The organism is Pseudoalteromonas sp. 2CM41L (genome assembly GCF_023161905.1).
GTDB classification, from domain to species: Bacteria; Pseudomonadota; Gammaproteobacteria; order Enterobacterales; family Alteromonadaceae; genus Pseudoalteromonas; species Pseudoalteromonas atlantica.
Window position 1 is genome coordinate 25,493 of record NZ_JALNTN010000009.1, and the last position, 25,530, is coordinate 51,022.

At 42.0% G+C, this 25,530-nt stretch carries 22 protein-coding genes; 9 read left to right on the top strand and 13 right to left on the bottom strand.

The window, feature by feature from the left end:
* The first annotated feature begins 4 nt into the window (after window positions 1-4).
* Window positions 5-775: a 3'(2'),5'-bisphosphate nucleotidase CysQ gene (gene cysQ, locus MTF64_RS11850; RefSeq protein WP_248451510.1), complete on the top strand. Its 771-nt coding sequence runs from the start codon at window positions 5-7 to the stop codon at window positions 773-775.
* A gap of 204 nt (window positions 776-979) precedes the next feature.
* On the opposite strand, the gene MTF64_RS11855 is transcribed toward cysQ, so the two are convergent.
* Window positions 980-1,696: a hypothetical protein gene (locus MTF64_RS11855; protein WP_248451512.1), complete on the bottom strand. Its 717-nt coding sequence runs from the start codon at window positions 1,694-1,696 to the stop codon at window positions 980-982.
* A 259-nt stretch (window positions 1,697-1,955) separates the two neighbouring features.
* On the bottom strand, window positions 1,956-2,753 hold the full coding sequence (locus MTF64_RS11860; protein ID WP_341606050.1) for an alpha/beta hydrolase: 798 nt from the start codon (window positions 2,751-2,753) through the stop codon (window positions 1,956-1,958).
* A gap of 426 nt (window positions 2,754-3,179) precedes the next feature.
* On the opposite strand from MTF64_RS11860, the gene MTF64_RS11865 reads away from it, so the two are divergent.
* On the top strand, window positions 3,180-4,463 hold the full coding sequence (locus MTF64_RS11865) for an aromatic amino acid transport family protein (RefSeq protein WP_248451514.1): 1,284 nt from the start codon (window positions 3,180-3,182) through the stop codon (window positions 4,461-4,463).
* A gap of 77 nt (window positions 4,464-4,540) precedes the next feature.
* Here the strand turns inward: MTF64_RS11865 and speD are convergent, their stop codons facing one another.
* From speD to MTF64_RS11915, 10 genes are all read right to left on the bottom strand, one after another.
* The gene (gene speD, locus MTF64_RS11870; RefSeq protein WP_089346420.1) at window positions 4,541-5,353 is read right to left on the bottom strand and encodes an adenosylmethionine decarboxylase; all 813 of its coding nucleotides are present in this window, start codon (window positions 5,351-5,353) and stop codon (window positions 4,541-4,543) included.
* Between the two features lie 88 nt (window positions 5,354-5,441).
* The gene (locus MTF64_RS11875) at window positions 5,442-5,855 is read right to left on the bottom strand and encodes an OsmC family protein (protein ID WP_089346419.1); all 414 of its coding nucleotides are present in this window, start codon (window positions 5,853-5,855) and stop codon (window positions 5,442-5,444) included.
* A 150-nt stretch (window positions 5,856-6,005) separates the two neighbouring features.
* A complete protein-coding gene (locus tag MTF64_RS11880) occupies window positions 6,006-6,353 on the bottom strand; it encodes a DUF3802 family protein (RefSeq protein ID WP_089346418.1) in 348 nt (115 codons plus the stop codon).
* 140 nt (window positions 6,354-6,493) lie between these two features.
* Window positions 6,494-7,963: a succinylglutamate-semialdehyde dehydrogenase gene (gene astD, locus MTF64_RS11885; RefSeq protein ID WP_248451515.1), complete on the bottom strand. Its 1,470-nt coding sequence runs from the start codon at window positions 7,961-7,963 to the stop codon at window positions 6,494-6,496.
* Window positions 7,964-7,979: 16 nt separating this feature from the next.
* Window positions 7,980-8,996: an arginine N-succinyltransferase gene (gene astA, locus MTF64_RS11890; RefSeq protein WP_089346416.1), complete on the bottom strand. Its 1,017-nt coding sequence runs from the start codon at window positions 8,994-8,996 to the stop codon at window positions 7,980-7,982.
* An 84-nt stretch (window positions 8,997-9,080) separates the two neighbouring features.
* Window positions 9,081-10,286, bottom strand: a complete 1,206-nt coding sequence (locus MTF64_RS11895; RefSeq protein WP_248451516.1) for an aspartate aminotransferase family protein — start codon at window positions 10,284-10,286, stop codon at window positions 9,081-9,083.
* A gap of 444 nt (window positions 10,287-10,730) precedes the next feature.
* Window positions 10,731-11,891 (bottom strand): HDOD domain-containing protein, encoded by a 1,161-nt coding sequence (locus MTF64_RS11900; protein WP_248451517.1) that lies wholly within the window; start codon window positions 11,889-11,891, stop codon window positions 10,731-10,733.
* A 46-nt stretch (window positions 11,892-11,937) separates the two neighbouring features.
* Window positions 11,938-12,519 carry an aminodeoxychorismate/anthranilate synthase component II gene (locus MTF64_RS11905; protein WP_089346413.1) on the bottom strand — a complete coding sequence of 194 codons (582 nt, stop codon included), beginning with the start codon at window positions 12,517-12,519 and terminating at the stop codon, window positions 11,938-11,940.
* 128 nt (window positions 12,520-12,647) lie between these two features.
* Entirely contained in the window at window positions 12,648-14,921 is a 2,274-nt protein-coding gene (locus MTF64_RS11910; RefSeq protein WP_248451518.1) for a bifunctional diguanylate cyclase/phosphodiesterase, read from the bottom strand.
* A 332-nt stretch (window positions 14,922-15,253) separates the two neighbouring features.
* Entirely contained in the window at window positions 15,254-16,243 is a 990-nt protein-coding gene (locus MTF64_RS11915) for a zinc-dependent alcohol dehydrogenase family protein (RefSeq protein WP_248451519.1), read from the bottom strand.
* 301 nt (window positions 16,244-16,544) lie between these two features.
* Between MTF64_RS11915 and MTF64_RS11920 the strand changes: the two genes are divergently transcribed.
* Window positions 16,545-16,784, top strand: a complete 240-nt coding sequence (locus MTF64_RS11920) for a YdcH family protein (RefSeq protein ID WP_004588182.1) — start codon at window positions 16,545-16,547, stop codon at window positions 16,782-16,784.
* Between the two features lie 144 nt (window positions 16,785-16,928).
* Here the strand turns inward: MTF64_RS11920 and MTF64_RS11925 are convergent, their stop codons facing one another.
* Window positions 16,929-17,756 (bottom strand): SDR family NAD(P)-dependent oxidoreductase, encoded by an 828-nt coding sequence (locus MTF64_RS11925; RefSeq protein WP_248451520.1) that lies wholly within the window; start codon window positions 17,754-17,756, stop codon window positions 16,929-16,931.
* A 306-nt stretch (window positions 17,757-18,062) separates the two neighbouring features.
* Here MTF64_RS11925 and galE point away from each other — a divergent pair, with 306 nt between their 5' ends.
* The 6 genes from galE to glpK all read left to right on the top strand — a co-directional run bounded on the left by galE (window position 18,063) and on the right by glpK (window position 25,369).
* Entirely contained in the window at window positions 18,063-19,076 is a 1,014-nt protein-coding gene (gene galE / locus MTF64_RS11930; RefSeq protein ID WP_004588180.1) for a UDP-glucose 4-epimerase GalE, read from the top strand.
* A 1-nt stretch (window position 19,077) separates the two neighbouring features.
* Window positions 19,078-20,142 (top strand): UDP-glucose--hexose-1-phosphate uridylyltransferase, encoded by a 1,065-nt coding sequence (locus MTF64_RS11935; RefSeq protein ID WP_029774133.1) that lies wholly within the window; start codon window positions 19,078-19,080, stop codon window positions 20,140-20,142.
* Window positions 20,132-21,280: a galactokinase gene (gene galK / locus MTF64_RS11940; protein ID WP_248451522.1), complete on the top strand. Its 1,149-nt coding sequence runs from the start codon at window positions 20,132-20,134 to the stop codon at window positions 21,278-21,280. Before MTF64_RS11935 ends, galK begins: the two co-directional genes overlap by 11 nt.
* A gap of 19 nt (window positions 21,281-21,299) precedes the next feature.
* Entirely contained in the window at window positions 21,300-22,301 is a 1,002-nt protein-coding gene (locus tag MTF64_RS11945) for a Gfo/Idh/MocA family oxidoreductase (RefSeq protein WP_248451523.1), read from the top strand.
* 31 nt (window positions 22,302-22,332) lie between these two features.
* Window positions 22,333-23,661: a dienelactone hydrolase family protein gene (locus MTF64_RS11950; protein ID WP_248451524.1), complete on the top strand. Its 1,329-nt coding sequence runs from the start codon at window positions 22,333-22,335 to the stop codon at window positions 23,659-23,661.
* Window positions 23,662-23,866: 205 nt separating this feature from the next.
* Window positions 23,867-25,369 (top strand): glycerol kinase GlpK, encoded by a 1,503-nt coding sequence (gene glpK / locus MTF64_RS11955; RefSeq protein WP_096041021.1) that lies wholly within the window; start codon window positions 23,867-23,869, stop codon window positions 25,367-25,369.
* Window positions 25,370-25,530: the final 161 nt, after the last annotated feature.

Sequence of the window (25,530 nt, forward strand, 5' to 3'; positions counted from 1 at the left end):
CCCAATGAACCAAACCGAGCTACTAGAAGAAACCCTCATCCTTGCCCGCAAAGCAGGCAACGCCATTATGGGGATTTACGAAAAGGACTTTAACGTTGAATACAAAGCCGATGAAAGCCCAGTAACCGACGCCGACTTAGCAGCTCATAAAGTGATTGTGGCAGGGTTAAAACAGCTCACTCCCGACACACCTATACTTAGCGAAGAAAGCGCTGATATAAGCTGGGATATTCGCCAAACATGGAAAAGCTACTGGTTAGTAGACCCCATCGACGGCACTAAAGAGTTTATAAAAAAGAACGGCGAATTTACCGTAAACATAGCCCTAATCGAAAACGGCAAACCTGTGCTTGCTGTAGTTGATGCACCCGCACTTGGCGTATCGTACTTAGCCAGTAACGACATTGGCGCATTTAAAGATAAAGGCGATGAACGCATAGAACTTAAAGTTACCACTAAGCCTAACAAAGGATTAATCCGCGTAGTTGGCAGCCGCTCTCACCCCTCACCTGATTTAGCCGAGTTTGTAAAACGCTTTGACGACGTTGAAATGGTCTCAAAAGGCAGCTCACTAAAACTATGTTTAGTGGCTGAAGGCAGCGCCGATATTTACCCGCGCTTAGGCCCAACGTGTGAATGGGATACCGGCGCCGGACATGCAATTGCCGAAATAGCCGGTGCAAAAGTCACTAAGCTCGATGGCAGCCCGCTTTTGTATAACACCAAAGATGAGTACTTGAATCCGTATTTTGTGGTGAGTGCAATAGAAGAGTAAGAGCAGTTTTGAGTGGTTAGCTATCAGTTGTCAGCAAGACAAGTGTAGCGCAAAACTAGACTTAACACCGTAGGCTGGGTAGAGCGAAGCGAAACCCAGCTTGAGGTGTGACATCAGCCATAATAAAACCATTTTTACCACAGGGCTTACCTAGGTGCTTCACTACACAAAAATGCACATACAGTTTTTATTTCCGGTGAGGTATCATCTGACATCTACTATTCTAAATTGTTTTAAAATGCTTTTATAATCTCTAAAACTAGTGCCATTTGTTTTATGGCCCAACGAAATAGCTTCTGACTGTTTCGTTACTGAATATTTAGCTCCCCTTGAACTTGGAAGACAAGAACTGTAATAGCTATACAGTCCTTCTTTATCACTTAACTCTAACTTCTGCGCTGTACTTTTAATAATACTATAAACTTTATCACCAAAATCTATAGCTTCTTTCTCCGTAGGTATATACCCTTTATGAATGACCTTATTCCTAAAGCCAACAGTATTACTTTCAAGAACTTGGGCTTTCTCATTATATTTTGCCAAAAATAAAAAAGTAAATGCGCCTAATTGCCTCTCTGACTGATTAGAAACTTCCTTCCATGTATCAAGCAAAATACTTTCATCAATTCCTAATGAATGAATATGATATTTAATGAAAAATTCATAGAAACGTTCAAGTGATGCTGCAAATGAAGCAACAGCCTCTCTCATATATCCATCACTGATTGCATTGACTGCGATATCAAAAAGCATTTCAAATTTTTGCGCTTTCAATTCAACTATATATTCGTGTCCTTTCTCACAAACAACCCTATGAATTCCATCATCAATAAGCTGTTGGGGCTGCATTTTAAATAGACGGAAGCCATTATCATTATGAGGCTCTCTCATACATTGTGGACACGTGATTTCGATTCTCATAAATATCCTTATCAATACGTTACCTTGCCAGTGTATATCAATTGAACATTATTGAATAAGTTGTTTAATAAATAAAACCGCTCTCTTAGGCTTGCGACTCGCAGATGTTATGAAATGTTGGGTTTCGCTTCGCTCTACCCAACCTACACTTTGATATAAAAATAGAGTTTTATTCTTTCGGCATTCTTTCAGGGCAGGTCTTGTTTTGAGTTTAGGGCGGAAGGAAAAAAAAGAGCTAACCCTATTATGTCTACAACCCTTAACGATTTTGCTGGGCGATAAAAGCAAGTGAGTGCTGATTGAATAAGTCAGGGCGTTCTACGTTACAAACATGGCCACATTGGTGAATAGTTTGCAGTACGCTATTTTTATGGCGCTTTACCATTTCTTTAACAGGGCCAAGGAACATGTGATCTTCTTTGCCCATTATGTAAAGGATGGGTATATCAATGTCTTTTTCTTTGAAGTACTGCATTAAAGGGTTTACGTCCATGGCTAATTTAAACCACTTTATAAACTCTTTTTGGCACAAGCGTTTTGCTTCACGAACAAACAAAAGTCGAGATTCTTTATGGCGCTTTTTCGGCATCATGATAAAAGCAAATAAGCGATACAGCCACATATAAGGCAAGAAGTGTTTAAAAGTATTCCCTAAATAAACCAATGTATTACTGCGAGTATTAAAGCGAGTAACCGCTCCACCTAGCACCATGCTAGAAACATATTGCGGCGCAATTTCAGCAATATTACGAATCAAAATGGTACCCAATGAAATCCCAACAAAGTGTGCACTGGGAATGTTGTTATGATCTAGTACATCAATAATGTCTTTAGAGACCTTATTAAACGAGTAATTATTATCTACAAAGTTTTGCACTAAGTTATTCGATTTACCGTGACCGCGAAGATCGAGCAACAACACATTATATTCTTTTTTATAGGCTTTAAGCTGACGAAACCAAATTGCCGAACTACCACCTGCACCATGAACAAATACAACCCATGTTTTACTGGTTTCGTGTGGGAAAATAGTATGAAAAAGAATGTCTTTGCTCATTGCAGTTAGCGGCCTGTTTACTTCGTTTGGCATATTTAATTGCAGGAAGTATAACGGAGTTTAGAATAAATCTCTTATGAAGTTCTAAGCAATGGCTTCTACTTAGCAGATGTTGTGAACAAACTTTGATTTTTAGTTGAAGCCAATAAAAATGACCCTCTGTTTTCATGTTATGAAAACAGCCTATCTGGCTTTATCGCACAAATGACCCTATGGCGTGTTGGGTTTCGCTTCGCTCTAGCCAACCTACAAACTGTGCTGGTTGAGGTATTTGTTTAATTTTACAGCGCTGTTTCGTATTCATGACACTTTTGCTGCAACGGCGTCTAATTAATTAGTCTACAAAACGCCTCAAAACATGAAAGTTTTAGCTAAAAACTATATTCTTGCGCGCGATTATTATTTAAATAATGGATGAGCACACACATGACACCATCACAAGATGCAACGCTTTCAAATGCATCATCAGCAGACACACACACAACCTCTGAAACACTCTCTTCTAAATGGAACCTGCACGATACGCAGTGGACGTTAAGCCTTTTTGGCACCGCAGTAGGTGCCGGTATTTTATTTTTACCTATTAACATTGGTATAGGTGGTTTTTGGCCACTGATTATTATGGCGTGTTTAGCGTTTCCAATGACCTTTTTAGCGCACCGTGGCTTAGCCCGCTTTGTGTTATCGTCTAAAAATAAGGATTCAGATTTTACCGATGTTGTTGAGGAGCACTTTGGTGTAACGGCGGGCAGGTTAATCTCTTTATTATACTTTTTATCTATATTCCCAATTTTGCTTATTTACGGCGTTGGTTTAACCAATACGGTGGATAGCTTTATGGTGAACCAAATGGGCCTTGAGTCACCTTCTCGCGTGCTGCTTTCGGGCGTATTAGTAGCGGGGATGATAAGCCTAATGATGGGTGGCGAGCGTTTAATGCTGCGTGCCTTTGCTATTTTGGTTTACCCATTGGTAGGTATTTTATTTTGCTTATCGATATATTTAATTCCGAGCTGGCAAATGCCAGATATGAGTTTTCCTGAGGCAGGCAGCTTTACTAAAACACTGTGGTTATCTATTCCTATTATTGTGTTTTCGTTTAGCCATGCAGCGGCTATTTCAAGCTTTGTGAACGTACAGCGTGGGCATTATGGCAATCAGGCTACTAACAAGGCTGAGGCTATTTTAAAGCGCACTAGCTTGTTACTTATTGTATTTGTACTGCTGTTTGTATTTTCGTGCGTGCTTTCGCTGACTGGCGAGCAAATGGCGGCAGCTAAAGCGGCGAACGTATCGATTTTATCCTACCTTGCTAACATCACCAGTAATTCGTATATCGCAACCCTTGGACCGCTGGTTGCGTTTATAGCTATTACCTCATCGTTTTTAGGGCACTTTTTAGGCGCTCGCGAAAGCTTTACCGGTTTGGTTACTAAACAAACGAGCTTAAGCGCCAAAGTAGTCGACAAAATTGGTGTACTCATTATGTTTTTTGCTATTTGGTTTTGTGCGGTTAAAAACCCGAGCATTTTAGACATGATGGATCAGCTATCTGGCCCTATCATCGCGATGATTTTATTTATTATGCCTATGATTGCCGTGTACAAAGTGCCTGCACTGAGTAAGTACCGCAATCGCTTAAGTACCTTGTTTATTCTTGCTGTGGGCTCTTTAGCCGTATGTGCGCTTATTTACAGCATGCTTAATTAATAGCAAAAATATTACCCCCATAAAAAATGGCGCTCACTGAGCGCCATTTTTAATAAAATCAAATTACTTTAAACTGTTTATTCTGCGTCTGGTAAGTTGCGACCGTAGAATATTTCCTGCATTTCGCGGGTTAGTTTAGAGCGAATCTCTTCTTCTTCTTCATCCGATAACTCATCAGTAGAAAGGCCGAATAAATAGGTATTTAAGTCGGTTTCTTTTAACATCATTTTGGTATGGAACAGGTTTTCTTGATACACGTTCACGTCCATCATTTGGTACGCTTCTTTAGTATCTTCTGTCATGAAGTTTTGAATAGAGTTAATAGCGTGGTCTATGTAGTGTTTAACACCGTTTATGTCGCGGGTAAAACCACGTACACGGTAGTCAATCGTTACTACGTCTGACTCAAGGCTATGAATTAAGAAGTTTAATGCTTTAAGTGGCGAAATAATGCCACAGGTAGATACTTCAATATCGGCACGGAATGTACAAATACCATCATCAGGGTGAGCCTCTGGGTAGGTATGTACACAAATGTGGCTTTTATCTAGGTGCGCAACCACTGAATCAGGAAGTGGGCCTGGTGCTTCGTCAGCATCGTAATTTTGCTGCTCTTCTACCGGCTCTTCCGAAACCAAAATAGTCACACTTGCGCCTTGTGGTTCATAGTCTTGGCGCGCCACATTTAAAATGTTGGCACCAATAATATCAACAACGTCACCTAGTATGTCGGTTAGTCTATCTGCACTGTACTGCTCGTCGATATATTCAATATATTCTTTACGTTGTTGCTCGGTCTTTGCGTAGCAAATGTCGTAAATACTAAAGCTTAAACTTTTGGTTAAATTATTAAAGCCATGAAGTTTAAGTTTATCGAAGGGTTTGTTCATGATAAACCAACCTATAAATTAGTGAAATCTGCACCTGCAGAATGAAAAGTTCGCGGATTTTATACGAATTTTCCTTATGGAAAAAGCGTTATTTTACCTGATCTTGCACAACTTCGTGGCTGTGGGTAATTTCTACTGTTTTATCAAGCATTAAAGCAACTGAACAATACTTTTCAGCAGAAAGCGAAACCGCACGTGCGAGGTGTTTTTCCGACACATTATTGCCTTTAACAACAAAGTGTAAATTAATTTTAGTAAATACACGAGGCGCTGTTTCGGCGCGCTCAGAGCTTAACTGCACTTGCACGTCAGAAAAGTCTTGTTTAGCTTTTTTTAAAATACTTACCACGTCAACCGACGAACAACACCCAACCGACATTAACACCATTTCCATTGGGCTAGGTGCGGCGCTGTCGCTACCGGCATCAAAAACAATATTATGATTAGAATTAGAACGGCCAATAAAGGTATCGCCTTCAACCCATTTTACATTTGCTTGCATGTGTTTATCTCTAAAAAAATTTTATTGATTGTATACCAATCTGCAACGATACGTGAGCGCTGAGATTAATTTTTAAGGTCGTTATTAACAAGGTGAGGAAGGATAATATGCGCAGCGAATGATTAATACTGCGCACAGTTACACGTAGGATTAAGAAGCGTGAGATACCGCGTTATCAAAAAGGTTTTTAATAAGCCCTGCGAACTCATCTATAAAAGCGTGTTGCTCAACCGTTACAGGTTGCGAGGTTATGCTGCTAAGCACTTCTTGCAAGTCGTACACTATACCGTCAACTTCGCGCACAATTTGGCTACGCTGTTCGGTGTTTAAATTTGTATGTTGTTCACAAATTAGCATAACGTTTTGCGCTATTACGTCTTCTATGAGCTCCATTACCGTTGGCGCACCGGGTTTGATTTCGCCTGGCTTCTCAAATAAGGCTAAATTTTGAGTTAGATACATGATCAAGTCATCGTACCCTTGCCTGTCTAAAACCATTGTAATTTTCACCTTTGAATAACTAATTGCATAGATTTAAGCAGAAAGCGCTACTAATTACTAGCTTTGCGCGATACCAATACAAAAAAAGCAGCCTAAGCTGCTTTTCTAATAATTAATTACCAATAATAGTTTGTTAATTAATCTATTTTTAACCCTGGGCTGAGTGTTGCTGGCATAGCTACTTTTTCAAGCTCAACCGAGGCAACTGGGTATGCACAGTAATCGGCTGCGTAATACGCACTTGCTCTGTGATTACCCGACGCACCAATACCACCAAATGGTGCTGCGCTTGATGCGCCAGTAATTGGGCGGTTCCAGTTAACAATACCGGCACGAATACGGCGTAAAAAGTGATTGTAGTCGGCTTCGCTGTCGCTTAATAAACCTGCTGATAAACCAAAGCTTGTGTCGTTTGCTTTATCAATTGCTTGGTCAAAGTCATCAAAGCGGAACACTTTTAAAAGTGGACCAAAATGCTCTTCATCTGGGAAGTCGCCAATTGCTGAACACTCAATAATACCTGGCGTTACAAAACCGGTATTTGCTGTGTGCTCAAGCTCTACTAGTACTTCACCGCCAAGTTCTACAAGCTCTTTTTGTGCTTTAACCATGCCTGCTGCAGCTGCAGATGAGATCATAGAGCCCATAAATGGCTGGTCTGCATCATCGTAGTTGCCTACTTTAATCGCTTTAGTAGCAGTAATAAGGCGCGCTAAAATATCATCGCCCTCTTGGCCTTTAGGTAAAAATACTTTACGTGCACAGGTACAACGTTGGCCGCTTGAGATAAACGCCGATTGAATAATATCGTGTACTGCAGCTTTAGTATCGGCCACATCTTTAATAATCAGTGGGTTATTACCACCCATTTCTAGCGCTAAAATTTTACCTGGCTGGCCTGCAAACTGCTCATGTAAAATATGACCCGTGCGCGAAGAACCTGTAAAGAATAAGCCATCAATGCCTTTATGAGCAGCAAGGGCTTTGCCTGTTTCTACTTCACCTTGCACTAGGTTAATTACGCCTACTGGTAAACCGGCTTTTTCCCATAGTTTAAGCGTAAGCTCAGCAACCATTGGCGTTAGCTCAGACGGTTTAAACACAACCGTGTTACCCGCTAAAAGCGCAGGTACAATGTGACCGTTAGGTAAGTGCCCAGGGAAGTTATACGGGCCAAATACTGCTACAACACCATGTGGCTTGTGGCGGATCATGGCGCGTCCAAGTGGCATGGCGTTTTCAACATCGCCAGTGCGCTCTAAAAATGCTTTTTCAGAAATAGCAATTTTACCCACCATAGCGCCTGCTTCTGTGCGCGTTTCCCACAGTGGCTTACCTGTTTCTTGGGCAATTGCAATGGCAAGCTCTTCACTGTTCTCTTTTAGCGTTGCAGCAAAGGTTTCTACTATCTCTAAGCGCTCGCTAAAGCTTTTATCAGCCCATGCGTAAAACGCTTCACGCGCTGAATTTACAGCCGTATCTACTTGCTCAGCGGTTGCTGATGATGCCTGCCAAATAACATCGTTGTTAGCAGGGTTTACTGAATTAAAAGCGGTGCCTTGGCCTTGTGACCACTGACCATTAATAAATTGTGCAGGATGAGTCATTATACTTTCTCCTAAATTAAACTGGGGTTGCGCTTACTGTGTCGCCAGATTGCAGTTGTAGTGCATCGGCTATTTCTTGCGATAAAATAAGGCTGCTTGCACGCTCATCAAAGCTCAGTGCGGCAACGGTTGCGCGATAAGCTTCTAACTTACCATTAGCCAGCAATACCATGGTATCGCCCGACGCTTCGCCTATTTCTACTTTAAAGTCTTTCGCATTACGAATAGTGGCGATGTTATCTACTTTTGCTTCTACTGTTGGACCAGCATCAAAAATATCGACGTAACCATTGAAGGTAAAACCTTCATTTTTTAATAGCTCAATAGCTGGGCGCGTGTTGTCGTGTACTTTACCAATCACCGCTTGCGCATCTTTGCTTAGCAAGTTTACGTAAATTGGGTATTTTGGCATAAGTTCGGCAATAAACACTTTTTGGCCAATACCTGTAAGGTAGTCGGCTGTTGGAAAGTCCATTGAGAAAAAGTGCTCTTCTAGCCACTGCCAAAACGGGCTGCTGCCGTTTTCGTCAGACACGCCACGCATTTCTGCTATTACTGTTTGTGCAAAACGCTGTTCATGCTGTTTTATAAACATAAAGCGCGCTTTTGAAAGTAACTTACCGTTACAGTTTTTACGGTAGCCATCTTTCAAAAATAAGGTACATAGTTCTGTTGCGCCGGTGTAGTCGTTACATAGGGTTAAAATATCAACCGCTTTGTATACATCTAGCGTGCGTGATGAATGAATCACTTTACTTAAGTGGTAATGATAAAACGCATCATCAAGCCCTACCGCAGCTTCAATAGCTGAAGTACCCACTACTTCACCGGTTTCGGTATCTTCAAGAACAAACAGGTAGCCTTCGTCACCAGGTTGTGACGTTTGTTTAGCAAATGAGCTTACAGAATGGTCAATTTTCTTTTGCAGTAACTCTTCGTTTAACGGCAAAGACGTAAAGCCATGGCCCGATTCGTGGGCTATTTTTAATAACGCTGCGTAATCATTTTGCTGGATTGGGCGAAGGATCATCATGAGTCCGCTTGCTCCCTTATCAATAACGGTAAATAGAATATGCAGGGCAAGCAGGCTTGCCCTTAATAGGTTGGTGCAAAGCGGTTATGCGTTTACTACGCTTGCTACTGCTTTTTCAAAACGTGCCATACCTTCGCGGATGTCCGCTTCGGTAATAACTAATGAAGGTGTAAAACGTACAACATCAGCGCCTGCAACAAGTGACATTAAGCCTTGCTCAGTACCCGCTACTAAAAACTCTTTAGCACGGCCTTTGTATTGCTCGTTTACTACTGCACCAATTAATAAACCTTGGCCGCGGATTTCGCTAAATACGTTGTATTTTTCGTTTACCGCTGCAAGTAGCTCGTTAAATAACGCTGCTTTTTCTTTTACGCCAGCAAGTACTTCAGGTGTATTTACAGTATCAAATGCAGCTTCTGCAACAGCACACGCTAGTGGGTTACCACCGTAAGTAGAGCCATGAGTACCTACTTTTAAGTGCTGTGCGATCTCAGTAGTAGTTAGCATAGCGCCAATAGGGAAACCGCCGCCAAGTGCTTTAGCTGACGTTAAAATATCAGGCACTACGTTTAAACCTTGGTATGCGTATAGCTCACCAGTACGGCCAACACCTGTTTGTACTTCATCAAAAATAAGCAGTGCATTGTGTTTAGTACATAGCTCACGAACGCCTTGTGCAAATTCGTCAGTTGGCGAAATAATACCGCCCTCACCTTGCAGTGGCTCCATCATTACGGCACATGTTTTGTCGCTAATTAGCGCTTCAAATGCAGCTAGGTCATTGTAATCACAATGTACGATGTCGCCTGGCTTAGGACCAAAACCATCTGAGTATGCAGCTTGACCGCCTACGGTTACGGTAAAGAACGTACGACCGTGAAAACCTTTGTTAAATGAGATAATTTGTGATTTTTCAGCACCAAATTTATCAAGTGCAAAACGACGAGCTAATTTAAGCGCAGCTTCGTTTGCTTCTGCGCCTGAGTTTGCAAAGTAAACTTTTTCAGCAAAGGTCGCATCGACCATTTTTTTAGCTAAACGCAGCGCAGGCTCGTTAGTCATTACGTTTGATAGGTGCCAAATTTTTTCGCCTTGCTCTTTTAATGCACCTACTAATGCAGGATGGCAATGGCCAAGACAGTTAACAGCAATACCACCGGCAAAGTCGATAAATTCTTTACCTTGTTGATCCCATACGCGAGAGCCTTCGCCTCGAACAGGAATAACGCTTGAAGGCGCGTAGTTAGGAACCATTACGTGATCAAATAATTCGCGATTTACTGTCATTTTTTTTCCTCTTAATTGTGAGCAACACAAAACATCAAAATAGGTGTTTGGCTATAAATGTAACCAAGATATTTACGCACTAAATAGCAAAAGATTGAGCGTAAAACTGCCTTGTGGTTCAATTTTCAGGCGCTCATTATTTCAGATATTTGTGATTGTGTCTCGTTAAAAACTTTCATGCAGGCCTTTAAAATAAAGGGCTTGGGATATTATTTCATAGATAGTGAATAACTATTTGCATAGATAATAAATAGCTTGTTTTGCAGCTTTAGCGCCTGTGCACTGAGCCGCGCCTTACAATAAGTGCTTAAAGTAAGGTGCGCCAAAGGAGATGTTAATGAATGAATAGTCGCAAAAAAATTAACAAAAAATTCAATAGTTAAGGAAAATTTAGCGCCACCAGCACTAAATTACCTATTAAAGGCCCAACCAATAAGCTGATTTTTAGTCAATTTGAATAGCCAGATTGGTAAAATTGCTTGTTTCGAGGGTTTTTAGCTCATTTTTAGTGAACTGATGATACGAAAACCACGCCTCTACTTCATCTTCTTCGATAAGCTGATGATGCTTAAGGTTTAAATACTGAGAATAACATCGGGCTTTGAGCATCACTTCGCTCATTGGGAAAACATCGCTACTTTGGTGAATACCATGAACAAGCTGCGCCATAACATGGTCAAACGGCAAGTACTGAAAAGCCATTTTGCGGATTACTTTAGCACTTAACTCAAGCGACTTATTGCTTAGCAAGGTAGTTAAAAATAAGGAATCTGGTTTTAGCTCCATCAAGGCTGTGTGTAAATCTTTTTGCTGTGCTTCTCGCGCTATTTGCACCTTTCGTTGCCATACCTGCTCAAATGTTTTTAAGTACAAGCGCACTAAGGCAATACGCCCTACATCTATAAGCATTCCAAGTGTAAAAGCATGAATAGGGTTTACATCGTTAAGCTCAGCAATTTTTTGCGCTGCTATTGCATTGGCCATTGCGGCATCGCGTAGGCGGCGCTTTAATAATGGAAATGGTTCTGTACTGTGAGGCATCCAATGACGCACCGCAAAAGTAGGAATTACCAGCTGTAAGTTATCAAGGCCAATATAACGCAGTGCAAGTGCTGGGCTGTCTACTTTAACTGAGGTGGTTTTACTGCGCTGCTTTCGGTAGTAAGGTAGGTTTACTAATGATACTAATTCGCGACCAAGCCAACTTGAGTCATTTATTAATGGCTCTAAGCGCCCAACAGACACCGACTTAACCGCGAGTATATCTAGCATAGTCGCCACGTTATCTTCTATACCTATGGTGTTTTGAATTACCCCATCCATATCTTCTAGTTGCTTAAATATGGCTGTTTCTATTACTTTATGAAGTTGTTTACTCGCTTGTGCACGGTACTTATGATGCGCGGTGCTGTTTTGCTGGCGTTTTTGCTGTGCGGCAACTTCTACTTCTAATAAAGTACGTTGCTTCATAGGTTTGCCATAATCAATGTCTAACGTATGTATGAAGCCTATTTGTTGATGTGCAAAACTATGGCCAAGCAGCAGATCGTGAGCACGCTGGTCAAGCATTGTGGCTATTCGCTGTTGCGACGCAAGTTCAGTCATAAAGTCCATTCAGTGTTAGTTTTGCCATTCGGTGGTTACTGTAAGGTTAGAAGCGAGATAAAAAGTTAGCAAGCAATTCGAGCCCTTGAGTTGTTAAAATAGCCTCAGGATGAAATTGTACGCCTTCAAGTGCAAGTTCCGTGTGCAGTAACCCCATAATTTCATCAAACTCACCTTGTTCGGTTTGACTCCATGCGGTAATGGCTAATTCACTCGGTAAACTGTGCTTTTCGACCACCAGCGAATGATAACGACACACCGTAAGTGGGTTTTCTAAACCGGTAAATACCCCCTTATTATTATGAACAATAGGTGAGGTTTTACCATGCATAACCTGCTTTGCACGAATAACCTTACCACCTAATGCTTGCGCTATGCTTTGGTGCCCAAGGCAAATGCCTAATATTGGGTAAATACCTTTAAGCTGCTCTACCACACTTAGTGATATGCCCGCCTCATTTGGCGTACATGGCCCAGGTGAAATAACAATATGCTGCGGGTTTAGTTGCTTTATTTGTGCAACAGATATTTCGTCATTACGCTTTACCAAAACTTCTTGGTCTAAGCGCTGAAAATATTGTACTAGGTTATACGTAAACGAATCGTAGTTATCGATCATCAACAGCATTACACAACGACCTTATTTAATAATGTAGTGCTCTTTGCTCACATGTGTGGCTTGTAAAATGAGCGATAGAAGCTTTTATAGAGCCATTCTATCACTAATAATTACCCAACATACATTAGCAAAACGCCTTAAAAACTTACGCCTTTAGCTAAAAATGCTTCAAATTCGTTTGCTGGTATTGGCCGGCTTAACAAGTATCCTTGAATGAGGTCGCAGTTATACTCTTTTAGTTTTTCAAGTTGGGCATGCTCTTCTACGCCTTCGGCGATAATATCGAGCCCTAAGTTTTTAGCTAATTGGCAAATACTCAATACTAAAGCCTGATCCCGTGTGTCTGTGGCCATATTGCGCACAAACGACTGATCTATTTTTAATTTATTAACCGGAAAACGCTGTAAGTAACCCAGCGACGAATAGCCCGTACCAAAGTCATCAATTGATAAGCTAATACCCAGTGCACTCAGCGCCTGCAGTACTGAAATACCAAACTCTTCATCGTCCATAATGGCGGTTTCGGTAATTTCTAGCTCAATTAAATGCGCGGGCACATTAAAGTGCGCCAACCGCTGTTTTATGCTTTGCACAAAGTCTTGCTGTGTAAATTGCCTTACCGATATATTAATAGCCAAGCGGATATTTAAGTTTTGCTGATGCCATTTTGTAGCTTGGGCAAAGGCACTATCGAGTATCCATTCGCCTAATGGCAATATAAACCCGCTGTGCTCGGCAATAGGAATAAACTGCGCCGGAGAGACAAACTTCCCATCATCAAACCACCTAATTAAACATTCGCAGCTGTTTATGGTTTGCGATTTAAGGTGCATTTTAGGCTGAAAATAAAGCTCAAACTGCTTCTTTTCAATCGCGGTATCAAGGCGCCGAGCAATATGCAGCTGCTGGGCGTGCTTAACTCCGCTTTCGGTATCAAAATAAGCGTAGGGAATATTACGTTTAACTGCCTCTTCTAAGGCAATATTGGCGTGCAGTAGCAGCGTTTTATAGTCATTACTAGTTGGGTAGCGAGTTACACCGCAGTTAAAGCTCATGCGCATTTCACCGTACGGTGTGCTAATAGCTTGGCTTAAACGGCTTTGGACGCCTTTGAGTAAGTCATCTAGGGTTGTTGAGCAATCTTGCTCGGTATAAATAACCACAAAGTTTGCATCGCCAATGTGATAAAAGGTCAGTTTGTTTTTGCTTTTTAACTGCTGAGAAAATTTATTAGCGCTGCGCGATAAGTGCATAGCAAAGGCATTTATACACTCGTTAGCGCCCGATAAACCATATTGCTCAAGCAATAGCTTAAAGTGGCTTACATCAATCAGCATTAAACTAAAAGGCTGCTCAAGCGAAATTAGCTCATTGGTGTATGTTTCTAAACTGGCTTGGTTAGGCAACTTTGAATACGGGTGATGAAAGGCTAAATACTCTAATGAGCGCTCTGCCTCAAATTGCTCTGTTACATCGCGTATGTGTATATCAAAGGCATCTATTTCTTGCAGCCAATGTATTTGGTAAGTGAGGTAATGATTATCTAGCTGTGTATAAAAACGCTCAACATGACTAGCCGACTGCTTAGTGTCTATTAGTTGCTGTTTTATATTAGGGCTTAGTAATGCAATGGGCGTACTGTGTTTATCGCTTACATACGCTTTATGCATAGCAATAGCGGCAGGGTTACAGTAGTTAAGCTCAAGGTTGGCGCTTAAACTCACAATTGGGTTAGGGTTGCGCGTTGGAAATAGCGCTAAACGTTCGTTACGGGCACTAAGCTTTATAAATTTAGATGCGTAACGCCCTGTATAAATGCTTACCAGCACTATGGCAAACGTAAACAAAAACACAATATTGACTGTGGTGTGCAGGTTGCTTTCGGTGTCTTTGTAGCCGCTATCAACCGCATTTGAAATAACCGTTTCTGCATTTGTTAAGTGCCCCATCACTTGGGCTTGCAGTTCGGTGAGTTGCTCTAGTTGCTCTCTGGCTAAATCCCAACTAGTGCGGCTGCTTGATAAGTTTTCGTGTAATTTAAGTGCTAAGTCTAAACCACTTTTAAACTCATCACTTAAGCTGCTTTCTAGCGCTAATGTGCTGTGGTTTTGATCTAGGTTTTTTATTAGCGCAAGTATACGTACATGGTTTTCTAAAAAGTCGATTAAATAAAGTTCACGCTTACTCGTTGCGTAATACTCATATAATAAGCGCTCTTGCTTTACTAGGTAGGTTTCGATTAAACGAATATCGCGCAGCGCCGGAATTTGCTGTTCCATTAAGGTCGATGAGGTGCGCTTAATGGTTTCTGCCTGATAATAAACCATCGCAGACAGTACACAGCCTACCAGCACAATACCGATATAAAACTGCTTAGCTTTACTGGCAAATTTATTAGTGAATATTTTCATATAAACGCTTGCTCTGACCCTAAAATATTAACAACTTATTTTAAAACATAATTATATACGATTAATAAAAGCACTATTGTTTATATTTGGTTATAAAAAAGGGTGTACAAACGTTAATCAGGCGGGCATAAAAAAGAAAGAGGCCGGCGAGGATGCCGGCCTTAATGATACCAATCCGCAATAATACTTAATCATTTTCAGGGGCTAAACGTGTCGCTATCTACGTTAAAAAATTCTCATTTAGAGCAACTAAATAGCGAATTTTTTGCCTTGCTATCAACACGCTTTTCCATCCTCAAAATAGATCACTTAATTATGCGGATTGATATAATTTATTGTACTGAAATAACAACTTTACCCATAGCTTGGCCACTTGCTAAGCGGTCATGCGCTTTAGCAGCTTCTTCTAAACTAAAGTCTTGCTCATCAAGTACTGGGCGCATACCGCCTGCTTCAACAATTTGTGCCAGTTTAGTCAGTTTGTCGCCGTGGTCTTGACGGTTAAAGTCGTGGATCATTGGAATAAGCATAAAGATTACGTTTAACGATAACCCTTTAAAGTGTACAGGGCTTAAATCTACTTCTAATAAAGAAAGCGTTGTAGATACCTGTGCATTTAGCTTTGCTGCAGCAAATGAGTTAGTCAGGTTACCACCACCTACGGTGTCAAATACCATGTCAAAACCAACGTTGCTTGTGTGTTTTTCAACGTACTGCTCTACGGTTTCGTCTTTAAAGTTTATGCCTGTAGCGCCAAAGCTTTCTATTAGTGCTAGTTGCTCTGCGTTACCGCCAGTTGAGTAAACATCAGCGCCAAAATGCTTAGCTAGTTGTACTGCTAAATGGCCTACACCACCTGCGCCGCCGTGTACTAATACTTTTTGGCCTGCACTTACACTTGCACGTGTTAAGCCTTCAAGTGCTGTAATACCTACAAGTGGAATAGCGGCTGCTTCTTTCATGCTTAGGTTTTTAGGTTTGTGAGCAATTAAGCGCTTATCAGCAAGAATAAACTCAGCAAGTGCACCTGGTAAATCGCCTAGTCCACCAGCACAACCGTAAATTTCGTCGCCTACTGCAAATTCTGTTACACCTTCGCCAACAGCTTCAACGGTGCCTGCAAAGTCCATCCCTAAAATGCCCGGTAGTTTTGGAGCAAAGGGTAAGTCAGCACCCATTTGACGAATCATCATATCAATTGTATTTACGCTTGTTGCGGCAATACGAACTAACACATTACCTGCTGTTACTTGTGGTTTTGCAACCTCAGCTGCTAAAAACTCTTCAGTGCCACCAAAATTATTAATTGTCATTGCTTTCATGGGTATTGCCTCTGTTATCTGTTGATAAGTAATTGTGTAATGAAGCTTCATTGTAGACACACCCTTTACAAATGATAATAAGGCTAAACATACAATCAGTTTCAAAATAATATTTATAATAGAGTTTAAAAATCACTCCATCACAGTTTAAAAGTAGGCATTAAACAAAATGCTACCCAGTCGCTGCGCTATATCAATTTAAGCTAGCTATGGTTGATTTATTATTGTCTAAGCCCCAGAGTAATATATGAAAAGGTAGTAATTCACTTAAGTAACTCATTTATCCTACTAAGGAGCGAATATGTTAGGCGAAGACCACTCACTTACCAATGACTTTCCGCAGTACCTAAATACCATTGCAGAGCTAAACAAAAGCGACACAGAATTTGCTAAAAAGGCAGATAAATACGACAAGCTAGATAAAGAGATTCGTGTTTTAGAGCTTAAAGATGCGCCCATTAGCGATGAGCAAATGAATCAACTAAAACATGAGCGTTCAGAATTAAAAGATTGGTTGTACGAGCGTTTACAACAAGAGTAATGTTGCACGCAAAAAAAAGAGTTCACCGTTAGGTGAACTCTTTGACGATCAACAAAGGGTAAAACATTTAAAGCACATATCGGCTTTATAAAAACAACTAGGCCTTATAAGGCATGAGTAAAATCTTTTCGCGTTATTTTGCTACTAGCTATCAGCATTTAGCTGAGCAAGCAGGCTATCTAACGTATCAACTAACTGTTGATTTTTAGCAGGGTTGAGCGCATCTGGATGTGGCGGTGCAAAGCGCTCTGCATCGTTATCGAAATAAAGGCCAGTGGCATCTTTAAATTCGTCACTTAATGCGGCGCGGCAAAAAATATCAGCGCCTAGTTTTAAGTCGCCACCAGCAAGCCCGTAGGCATCTTTTACCATTTTACTACCTAGTAAGGACTTAGGGTTTACCGCAACAACTAACGGCCCACTGCCTTTAAGTGCTAAACCTAAATGACGCGACCACATAGTAATAGCCAATTTGCTTTGCGCGTAGGCTGCGCTATCTGATAGTGGCTTGTTGCCCACTAACGAGTCAAAGTTAACGCTGGTTTGTGCAGCCGATGACACGTTAACCACACGTGATTGCGTGTTCATTACAGGCAGTAACGCTTTAGTAAGTAAATAAGGCGCTAACGTATTAACTGCAAACCGTGCATCTAGCCCATCTACAGTAGTGATATTTGCCAATTTATAAACACCGGCGTTATTAATAATTACATCAAGTATTTTATTCGCGTTTTGTAAGTCGGCTAACACTGACTGAGCCAAGGTATTTACTTGCGCCATATCGCTTAAATCGGCAATGTAGGTGGCTGTGCTTGCTTGCGGGTAATCAGCGTTTAAGCTTGCTTGTACGGTATTTAACTTGTCTTGGTTGCGGCCATGTAATAATACAGTATGCCCTTGCGCTAACAACATTTTAGCGGTCTCTAGGCCAATACCGTCGGTGGCACCGGTTAATAAAATTGTTTTTTTCATGTTGAACGTTCCTTTTTATATTAAGACTTTGGCCATTGCATTAACTACAAATTACACACGCATTAGCTCACTGCTATTTATTAATAGTACCACCACTTTTAGCGACTAATAATTAGTGGCTCAGTAGAATCAGTTTATAGAATTAATTGATAAACCTATGCGCCCTTATTAAGTAGGTATAGCCATTGTGCCTTTGCTTGGGTGAATTTTAAGCTTTTATTTGAAATAACGGGCAATCATAACTATTGTTTTTAAATTACCTTAATAGTAGTATTTATCATATAAATACACTTTTCGAGAAAACACATGAAAGTTTTAGTTACAGGCGGTATGGGTTATATAGGTAGCCACACATGTATTGCCCTTCATGAGGCAGGCATTACCCCAGTTATTTACGACAACTTATCTAACGCAAGCCCCCGTGTGCTTGATCAACTCGAAAAAATTACCGGTACCCGTTTTGAGTTTATTTTAGGTGACATTCAAGACGAGCAGCAGTTTAAACTTGCCCTTAAACACAGCCAAGCTGAGGCTGTATTTCACTTTGCAGCACTTAAAGCGGTAGGTGAATCAACTGAGCAACCACTGCGTTATTACCAAAACAATGTGTCGGGCACATTAAGCATGCTACAAAACATGCAAGAGGTAGGCGTTAACCATATTATATTTAGCTCATCGGCCACTGTGTACGGCGAGCCAGACTACCTCCCTATTGATGAAAAACACCCTATACGCGCTACGAACCCTTACGGTTGGACCAAAGTTATGGTTGAGCAAGCCATGCAAGACGTATGTAATGCCAACAGCCAATTTATGGGCATTGCTCTTCGTTACTTTAACCCAGTTGGTGCACACCCAAGCGGCTTATTAGGCGAAAGCCCAAATGGTATCCCAAATAACTTAATGCCATTTATTGCTCAAACTGCGGTAGGTAAACGCGAAGTGGTGAATATTTTTGGTGACGACTACGACACCAAAGATGGCACCGGCGTGCGCGACTATATTCACGTTTTAGATTTAGCTAAAGGCCATGTAGCGGCCTTTATGCAACACAAAACAGATACCGCCTTTCATGCTTACAACTTAGGCACAGGCCAAGGGTATTCGGTGCTTGATATGATCAAAGCATTTAGCGCATCAGCCAATAAAGATATTCCTTATAAAAGTGCACCGCGCCGAGCAGGCGATATTGCCTGTAATTACGCCGATGCCACAAAAGCGCAAACCACCCTTAACTGGCACGCAGAACTAACACTGAGCGACATGACTAACGACACATGGCGCTGGCAAACTAATTACCCAAGTGGGTTGGAGAGTTAACATGGCTTTATTAGAAAGTACTCACAGACGTAAAAACCCGCTAACGGGACGCTGGGTATTAGTATCACCGCATCGTAATAACCGCCCGTGGTTAGGCGCTACAGAAGCAGTAAACGAAAGCGTACTACCAAAACACGATGAAAGCTGCCCACTTTGCCCAAGCAACACCCGTGCAAATGGCGACAGCAACCCAGATTACAAATACACCCATGTATTTAGAAATGACTTTGGCGCACTTACCCCTAATGAGAGCGAGCAATCGCAAAGCTTGGACTCAGACAGCGATTTATTTATTGCTGATGAAGCAAGCGGCGAATGCCGTGTAATTTGTTTTTCGCCAGAGCATAACAAAACACTGCCAGAGCTTGAGCACGATGCCCTACACGAAGTAGTAAAAACCTGGAAAGACAACTACACAGAACTTGCACAACACTATGAATGTGTTCAGGTGTTTGAAAATAAAGGCGAGATCATGGGTTGCTCGCAACCTCATCCACACGGCCAAGTATGGGCGCATTCGCACTTATCAACCGAAATAGAAGCCGAAGATACCCAGCAGCTTGCCTATTTTAAAAAGCATGGCAGCGCGATGCTTGCCGATTACGTGCAAAAAGAGCAAGCAGATAAAACCCGCGTCGTATTTGAAAACGAGCACTGGCTTGTTGTGGTGCCATTTTGGGCAGCGTGGCCGTTTGAAACACTGCTTGTAACTAAAGATAACATTCAAAACTTTAGCCAGCTAAACGATGCGCAAACAGACGCCCTAGCACAAGCGCTTAAAGTATTAACCACTAAATACGACAACGTATTTAATTGTAGCTTCCCGTATTCTATGGGGTGGCACAATGCACCGGCTAATCGTGGCTCAGATGAGCAACATTGGCGCTTACATGCCCATTTTTACCCGCCGCTACTTCGCTCTGCCACCGTTAAAAAACACATGGTTGGCTACGAAATGCTAGGCGAAAGCCAGCGCGATTTAAGCGCAGAAACAGCTGCCTCTATTTTACAAGCAGCCAGTACCACACACTACAAAAAAACAGCAGGACACACAGATGACGCTTAACGATTTTCAACAACAATTTTTATCACTGTACGGTGCGCCTGCTCAAGGTATTGCTGCAGCACCTGGGCGTGTAAACCTAATTGGCGAATTTACCGATTACAACGACGGCTTTGTATTTCCATGCTCGTTAGAGTTTCGTACTCAAGTTATGTTTAAAGAGCGCGACGACAACATCATTACCGTGCATTCGTTAAATTACCCAGGCGAAAAAGACAGCTTTAGTGTTGATGAAGACATCAGCGAAGGGCAATCGCAATGGGGTAACTATATCCGTGCCATGTCATTTGTATTAAAGCGCGCGGGCCATACTTTACGCGGCGCCGATTTACTTATTGACAGTAACTTACCGCAAGGCAGTGGCTTATCGTCATCGGCGGCATTAGAAGTGGCCATTGGTGGTATGTTTAACCATATTGCACAGCTTGGTTTAAGCGAAGAAAAAATTGCCTTACTAGGCCAAGAAGCCGAAAACGACTTTATGCATTGCCAATCGGGCATTATGGATCAGCTTATTTCGGCAAAAGGCGAAAACGGCCATGCGCTTTTAATTGACTGTGAAAACCTAGCAACTGAATCAGTAAAAGTACCCGATGATTTAAACATTGTTATTGTTAACTCTAACTACCCACGTAAATTGGTAGATAGCGAGTACAACCAACGTCGTGTTGACTGTGAGCAAGCAGCTGCAAAAATGAATGTAGCCACGCTTCGTAAAGCCACCATGGACACGCTTGAAGCAACTAAAGATGCACTAAGCGAAAACGAATACAAACGTGCACACCATGTAATTAGCGAAAACGAGCGTGTAATTGCAGCAACTAAAGCGCTGCAAAATAACGACATTGATACGCTGCGCGAGCTAATGGCAGCATCGCACCAATCGCTTAAGCATTACTTTGAAGTAACCGTACCAGCAACCGACGGCCTAGTAGAAATTTGTAAAGAAGCGATGGGCGAACGCGGTGCAGTACGTATGACCGGCGGCGGTTTTGGCGGTGCGATTGTATGTTTATGCCGTGATGCAGAAGTACCACTTATTAAAGCAGCGGTTGAGCAGCACTACTTTGAACGTTTTAATTTAAATGCCGACATTTACGTATGTTCAGCAGGTTCAGGATTACAAATTACGTCTTTTTAAACATCATTAAGGAATAAGCATGGCAAAGGTTAATTGGGGTATTATTGGGTGTGGCAATATTGCTCACACCTTTGCTAAAAGCATTGCGCATTGCGCTAATGCACAGCTTATTGGCGCTGCATCGACCAGCGAGCAACGCGCAAAAGAATTTGCCACACACTATTCAGTTAAAGGCTATGAGAGCTACCAGGCCCTTATGCAATGCCCACACATTGACGCCATTTATATTGCTAATACCCACGAACAACACTTTAAAACTATTGCGCAATGCTTAGTGCACGATAAGCATGTACTCAGCGAAAAACCCATTACTGTTAATGCACAGCAACTCACAACCCTTAGCCAGTTAGCCGAGCAACAAAACTGCTTTTTAATGGAAGGTGTATGGATGCGCTTTTTACCTGCCATAGTAAAACTGCAGCAGTTATTAAGCGAGGGCGTAATAGGCAAAGTACACAGTGTGAATGCCAACTTTAGCCTAGCGGGCAACTTTGCTGACTCACACCGTTTAATGAACCCAGCGACCGCAGGTGGCGCATTGCTTGATTTAGGTATTTACCCTATATCAATTGCCGATGTGGTATTTAATAAAGCCCCTGAACAAATTAAATCATTAGTACACAAAAGCACGACCGGCGTAGATGAGCGCAGTGTAACCCTTATAAATTACGGCCAAGGGCAATTTGCGCAGCTTAGTAGCGCGTTACAACAAAATGGCCCTACCGAAGCCTGTATTTTAGGGGAGCACGGGTATATTCGCATTGCTGAATTTGTTGGTGCACAGTCGCTAGAGCTTCATTTAAACGCACAACAAGTGCAGCAGTTTGATTTTAGCTTTAATGACGATGAAAACTTTAAATTCGAAATTACTCACGCTAGCGAATGTATTTTACAACAACAAACACAAAGCAATGTATTACCGCTCAGCACAAGCCTGCGGGTAATGCACATAATGGATACGCTTCGGGCGCAGTGGCAACTTAAATACAGCGATAGCGTTGAAGCCCATCAGCTAGATTAATAATAAAAAATACACACAACAAGGATACACAATGACAACCACACACACGTTAAAGGCGCTTTCAAAGGCCTTGCTGCTAGCAACGGGCTGCTTAACAGCAAGTAGTGTTTTTGCAGATCAAAAAACGCCAGAGCAACTCTACCCACCTTTAACCAGCGAAGTACTTCCTGAGCTTGCTGCTAAAGGTAGTTACAGCGTTGGCGTACAAACGCTTGATTTGATAAATCCCGCGCAGTTTGACCCTGCAACCCAAGGGGAAAAAGATCGCCCTTTAAAAGTAGAAGTGTGGTACCCAGCAGCAGACAGTGCAAACGCACCCTTAACCAGCTACAGCGACATAACCCGTACAGGTAAAGCGTTTACCTTACAAGCCGATGCCATGCGCGATGTAGCCATTAATAACAAAGAGCACTACCCTGTTATTGTGCTCTCACACGGTTATACCGGCTATCGTACAATTATGTATTACTTGGGCGAACATTTAGCATCGCACGGGTACATTGTGGCAGCCATAGATCATACCGACTCAACCAATGCAGATGTTGATTTTAAAAATGCGCCGTTTTCGGGCTTTTTTAGTACCCTTATTAACCGCTCACGCGATCAACAATTTGTACTTAACTACTTTAACGAACAAAACAACTTTGCCAGCAAGCAAGTAGATAACAAAAGCGCAGGCATAATTGGTTACTCTATGGGTGGTTTTGGCGCGGTTAATACAATTGGTGGATGTTATGACTTTAACGAGCAAACCACTGCAATGTTTACCGGTATGAAAGACCCTGAACAAATTAAACACGTGCAGCAATTACTTAATAGCTGTGCGGGTGGGCAATATAAAAACCCACAAGTAGATACACGCATAAAAGCCATGGTGGCCTTTGCGCCTTGGGGCGGGCAACATAACTTATTTAATGCCAGTGCTATGCAAAACATTAAAGTGCCTTCGCTTTATATCGCGGGTAGCTTAGATGATATATCCGGTTATGAAGGCATTAAAAACCTATATAACCAAACGGGAAGCACCGACAAGTACCTGCTTACTTACAAAAATGCGCGCCATAATATTGCGCCGCACCCTGCTCCTGCTATTGCCAAACGTAGCAGCGAATTAGATATAGGCCATTACTACGAGCCATCGTGGTCAATGCGCACCCTAAACGAGACCAACAAACACTTTGTACTTGCTATGATGGACTGCCACGTAAAAGGCATTACCAGCCAATGTGAATACCTAGACTTGCCACAAAATGGCGACCAAGCTGTGGTTAATGGTAAGCCACTACCAGCATGGCATGGGTTTGATAATCGTTTTTCTACTGGTATGGATTGGCAACAAGCTAAACCGCGCACCAAGTAACACAAACTTTGGCGGCTATTTTTATATTTAGCCGCATACGCACTTAAAATAATGCTGCTATAAAACACCTGTTATTTAAAAGAGTTAGCAAATAAAAACAGCGTGCTTATTTTTTAAACGGCTATTTTAAGAAAAAATCATTGCCATTAATGTAAGTTAAAGGCAATCTAGTCATATATAAGATAAGATAAATAACACAAATATCATGTCAAAATACATACTCTCAATTGATCAAGGAACCACAAGCTCTCGGGCCATCTTGTTTACAAAAGATGCAGACGTTTTTGGCTCAGCACAACAAGAATTTTCGCAGCATTTTCCACAAAATGGTTGGGTAGAACACGACCCTAACGATATTTGGCAAACCGTGCTAAGTACCAGCCGCGAAGTATTAGCAGATAAAAACGTTAAGCCTGAAGAAATTATTGCCATTGGTATCACCAACCAACGTGAAACCACTTTAGTGTGGAACAAAAAAACCGGCAAACCTATTTATAACGCCATTGTGTGGCAAGACCGCCGCACCAGCGATTACTGCGAAAGCCTAAGCACTGACGAGCTTTGCCAAACCATAAGCGATAAAACCGGCTTACTGCTAGACCCGTATTTTTCGGCCACTAAAGTACGCTGGATTTTAGACAACGTTGAAGGCGCACGCGAACAAGCCCTTGCAGGTGAACTGGCGTTTGGTACCGTTGATACCTACTTACTATGGCAGTTAACCGGTGGTAAAGAGCACCGCACCGACGCCACCAATGCATCACGCACTATGTTATTTAATATTCATACTCAGCAATGGGATCAAGAACTACTCGATTTATTCGAAATTCCTGAATCTATGCTGCCCCAAGTGATGGACTCAGCCGACGAGTTTGGCTCAACCAGCGATGAGATTTTTGGCGCACCAATACGCGTATGTGGTATTGCCGGCGATCAGCAAGCAGCCCTTGTTGGCCACGCATGTTTTGAGCAAGGTATGGCAAAAAGTACTTACGGTACGGGCTGTTTTTTAATGCTGAATACCGGCGAAAAAGCGCTTACCTCTGAAAACCGCTTACTAACCACGGTGGCTTATAGGCTAAATGGCAAACCAACATATGCCATTGAAGGCAGCATTTTTATGGCAGGCGCCACGATGCAGTGGATTGTTGAAGGCTTAAAACTATTAAGCCATGCCGGAGAGAGCGAATCGTTAGTAAAAGATGTACCGCTTGATCATGGGGTATTTTTAGTGCCTTCGTTTACAGGTTTAGGCGCGCCCTACTGGGACCCAAATGCACGTGGCGCTATTTTAGGCTTAACCCGCGACTCGGGCATTAGCACCATTGTTGCTGCTGCGCTGCAATCGGTTGGGTATCAAACCAAAGACTTACAAAAAGCAATGGAGCGTGATGGCTTACGCCCAAGCGTGTTACGGGTAGATGGCGGCATGGTTAAAAATAACTGGGTACTGACCTTTTTATCAAACATTTTAGGCGCAACGGTAGAACGCCCAACAGTGACCGAAACCACCTCTTTAGGCGTAGCATACTTAGCAGGCTTACAAACCGGTGTGTATGAGTCAACTGAGCAATTAGCAAAAATGTGGACCTGCGACCGTCGCTTTGAGCCAACAATGAGCGCTGACGAACGTAATGATTTATACGCAAAGTGGCAGCACTGTGTAGCGCAAGTTTGTCTCTCTAGTGACGATAGCAAACAAGCGTAATACGCCCAGCCGCTAATTAAAATTAGCGGCTTACAAAACACCGGCAACAGCGCTTAAATGGCGCGTTGTACGCTGTATGTTTTAAAAAGATCAGGATTAAAAATTAACAAGCAAAAAGCGCGGTTATCTATTGTCAAATAAGAGCCGCAGCTTTATGATGC

Excerpts from the sequence above, each read along its gene's own strand:
- cysQ (WP_248451510.1), top strand. The coding sequence starts at position 5 with ATGAACCAAACCGAGCTACTAGAAGAAACCCTCATCCTTGCCCGCAAA.
- MTF64_RS11915 (WP_248451519.1), bottom strand. The coding sequence starts at position 16,243 with ATGAAAGCAATGACAATTAATAATTTTGGTGGCACTGAAGAGTTTTTA.
- MTF64_RS11900 (WP_248451517.1), bottom strand. The coding sequence starts at position 11,891 with ATGACTGAACTTGCGTCGCAACAGCGAATAGCCACAATGCTTGACCAG.
- MTF64_RS11910 (WP_248451518.1), bottom strand. The coding sequence starts at position 14,921 with ATGAAAATATTCACTAATAAATTTGCCAGTAAAGCTAAGCAGTTTTAT.
- MTF64_RS11925 (WP_248451520.1), bottom strand. The coding sequence starts at position 17,756 with ATGAAAAAAACAATTTTATTAACCGGTGCCACCGACGGTATTGGCCTA.
- MTF64_RS11895 (WP_248451516.1), bottom strand. The coding sequence starts at position 10,286 with ATGACAGTAAATCGCGAATTATTTGATCACGTAATGGTTCCTAACTAC.
- MTF64_RS11935 (WP_029774133.1), top strand. The coding sequence starts at position 19,078 with ATGGCTTTATTAGAAAGTACTCACAGACGTAAAAACCCGCTAACGGGA.
- astD (WP_248451515.1), bottom strand. The coding sequence starts at position 7,963 with ATGACTCATCCTGCACAATTTATTAATGGTCAGTGGTCACAAGGCCAA.
- speD (WP_089346420.1), bottom strand. The coding sequence starts at position 5,353 with ATGAACAAACCCTTCGATAAACTTAAACTTCATGGCTTTAATAATTTA.
- MTF64_RS11945 (WP_248451523.1), top strand. The coding sequence starts at position 21,300 with ATGGCAAAGGTTAATTGGGGTATTATTGGGTGTGGCAATATTGCTCAC.
- galE (WP_004588180.1), top strand. The coding sequence starts at position 18,063 with ATGAAAGTTTTAGTTACAGGCGGTATGGGTTATATAGGTAGCCACACA.
- MTF64_RS11905 (WP_089346413.1), bottom strand. The coding sequence starts at position 12,519 with ATGCTGTTGATGATCGATAACTACGATTCGTTTACGTATAACCTAGTA.
- MTF64_RS11920 (WP_004588182.1), top strand. The coding sequence starts at position 16,545 with ATGTTAGGCGAAGACCACTCACTTACCAATGACTTTCCGCAGTACCTA.
- MTF64_RS11855 (WP_248451512.1), bottom strand. The coding sequence starts at position 1,696 with ATGAGAATCGAAATCACGTGTCCACAATGTATGAGAGAGCCTCATAAT.
- MTF64_RS11865 (WP_248451514.1), top strand. The coding sequence starts at position 3,180 with ATGACACCATCACAAGATGCAACGCTTTCAAATGCATCATCAGCAGAC.
- glpK (WP_096041021.1), top strand. The coding sequence starts at position 23,867 with ATGTCAAAATACATACTCTCAATTGATCAAGGAACCACAAGCTCTCGG.
- MTF64_RS11880 (WP_089346418.1), bottom strand. The coding sequence starts at position 6,353 with ATGGTTTTAGACAGGCAAGGGTACGATGACTTGATCATGTATCTAACT.
- galK (WP_248451522.1), top strand. The coding sequence starts at position 20,132 with ATGACGCTTAACGATTTTCAACAACAATTTTTATCACTGTACGGTGCG.
- MTF64_RS11860 (WP_341606050.1), bottom strand. The coding sequence starts at position 2,753 with ATGAGCAAAGACATTCTTTTTCATACTATTTTCCCACACGAAACCAGT.
- MTF64_RS11875 (WP_089346419.1), bottom strand. The coding sequence starts at position 5,855 with ATGCAAGCAAATGTAAAATGGGTTGAAGGCGATACCTTTATTGGCCGT.
- astA (WP_089346416.1), bottom strand. The coding sequence starts at position 8,996 with ATGATGATCCTTCGCCCAATCCAGCAAAATGATTACGCAGCGTTATTA.
- MTF64_RS11950 (WP_248451524.1), top strand. The coding sequence starts at position 22,333 with ATGACAACCACACACACGTTAAAGGCGCTTTCAAAGGCCTTGCTGCTA.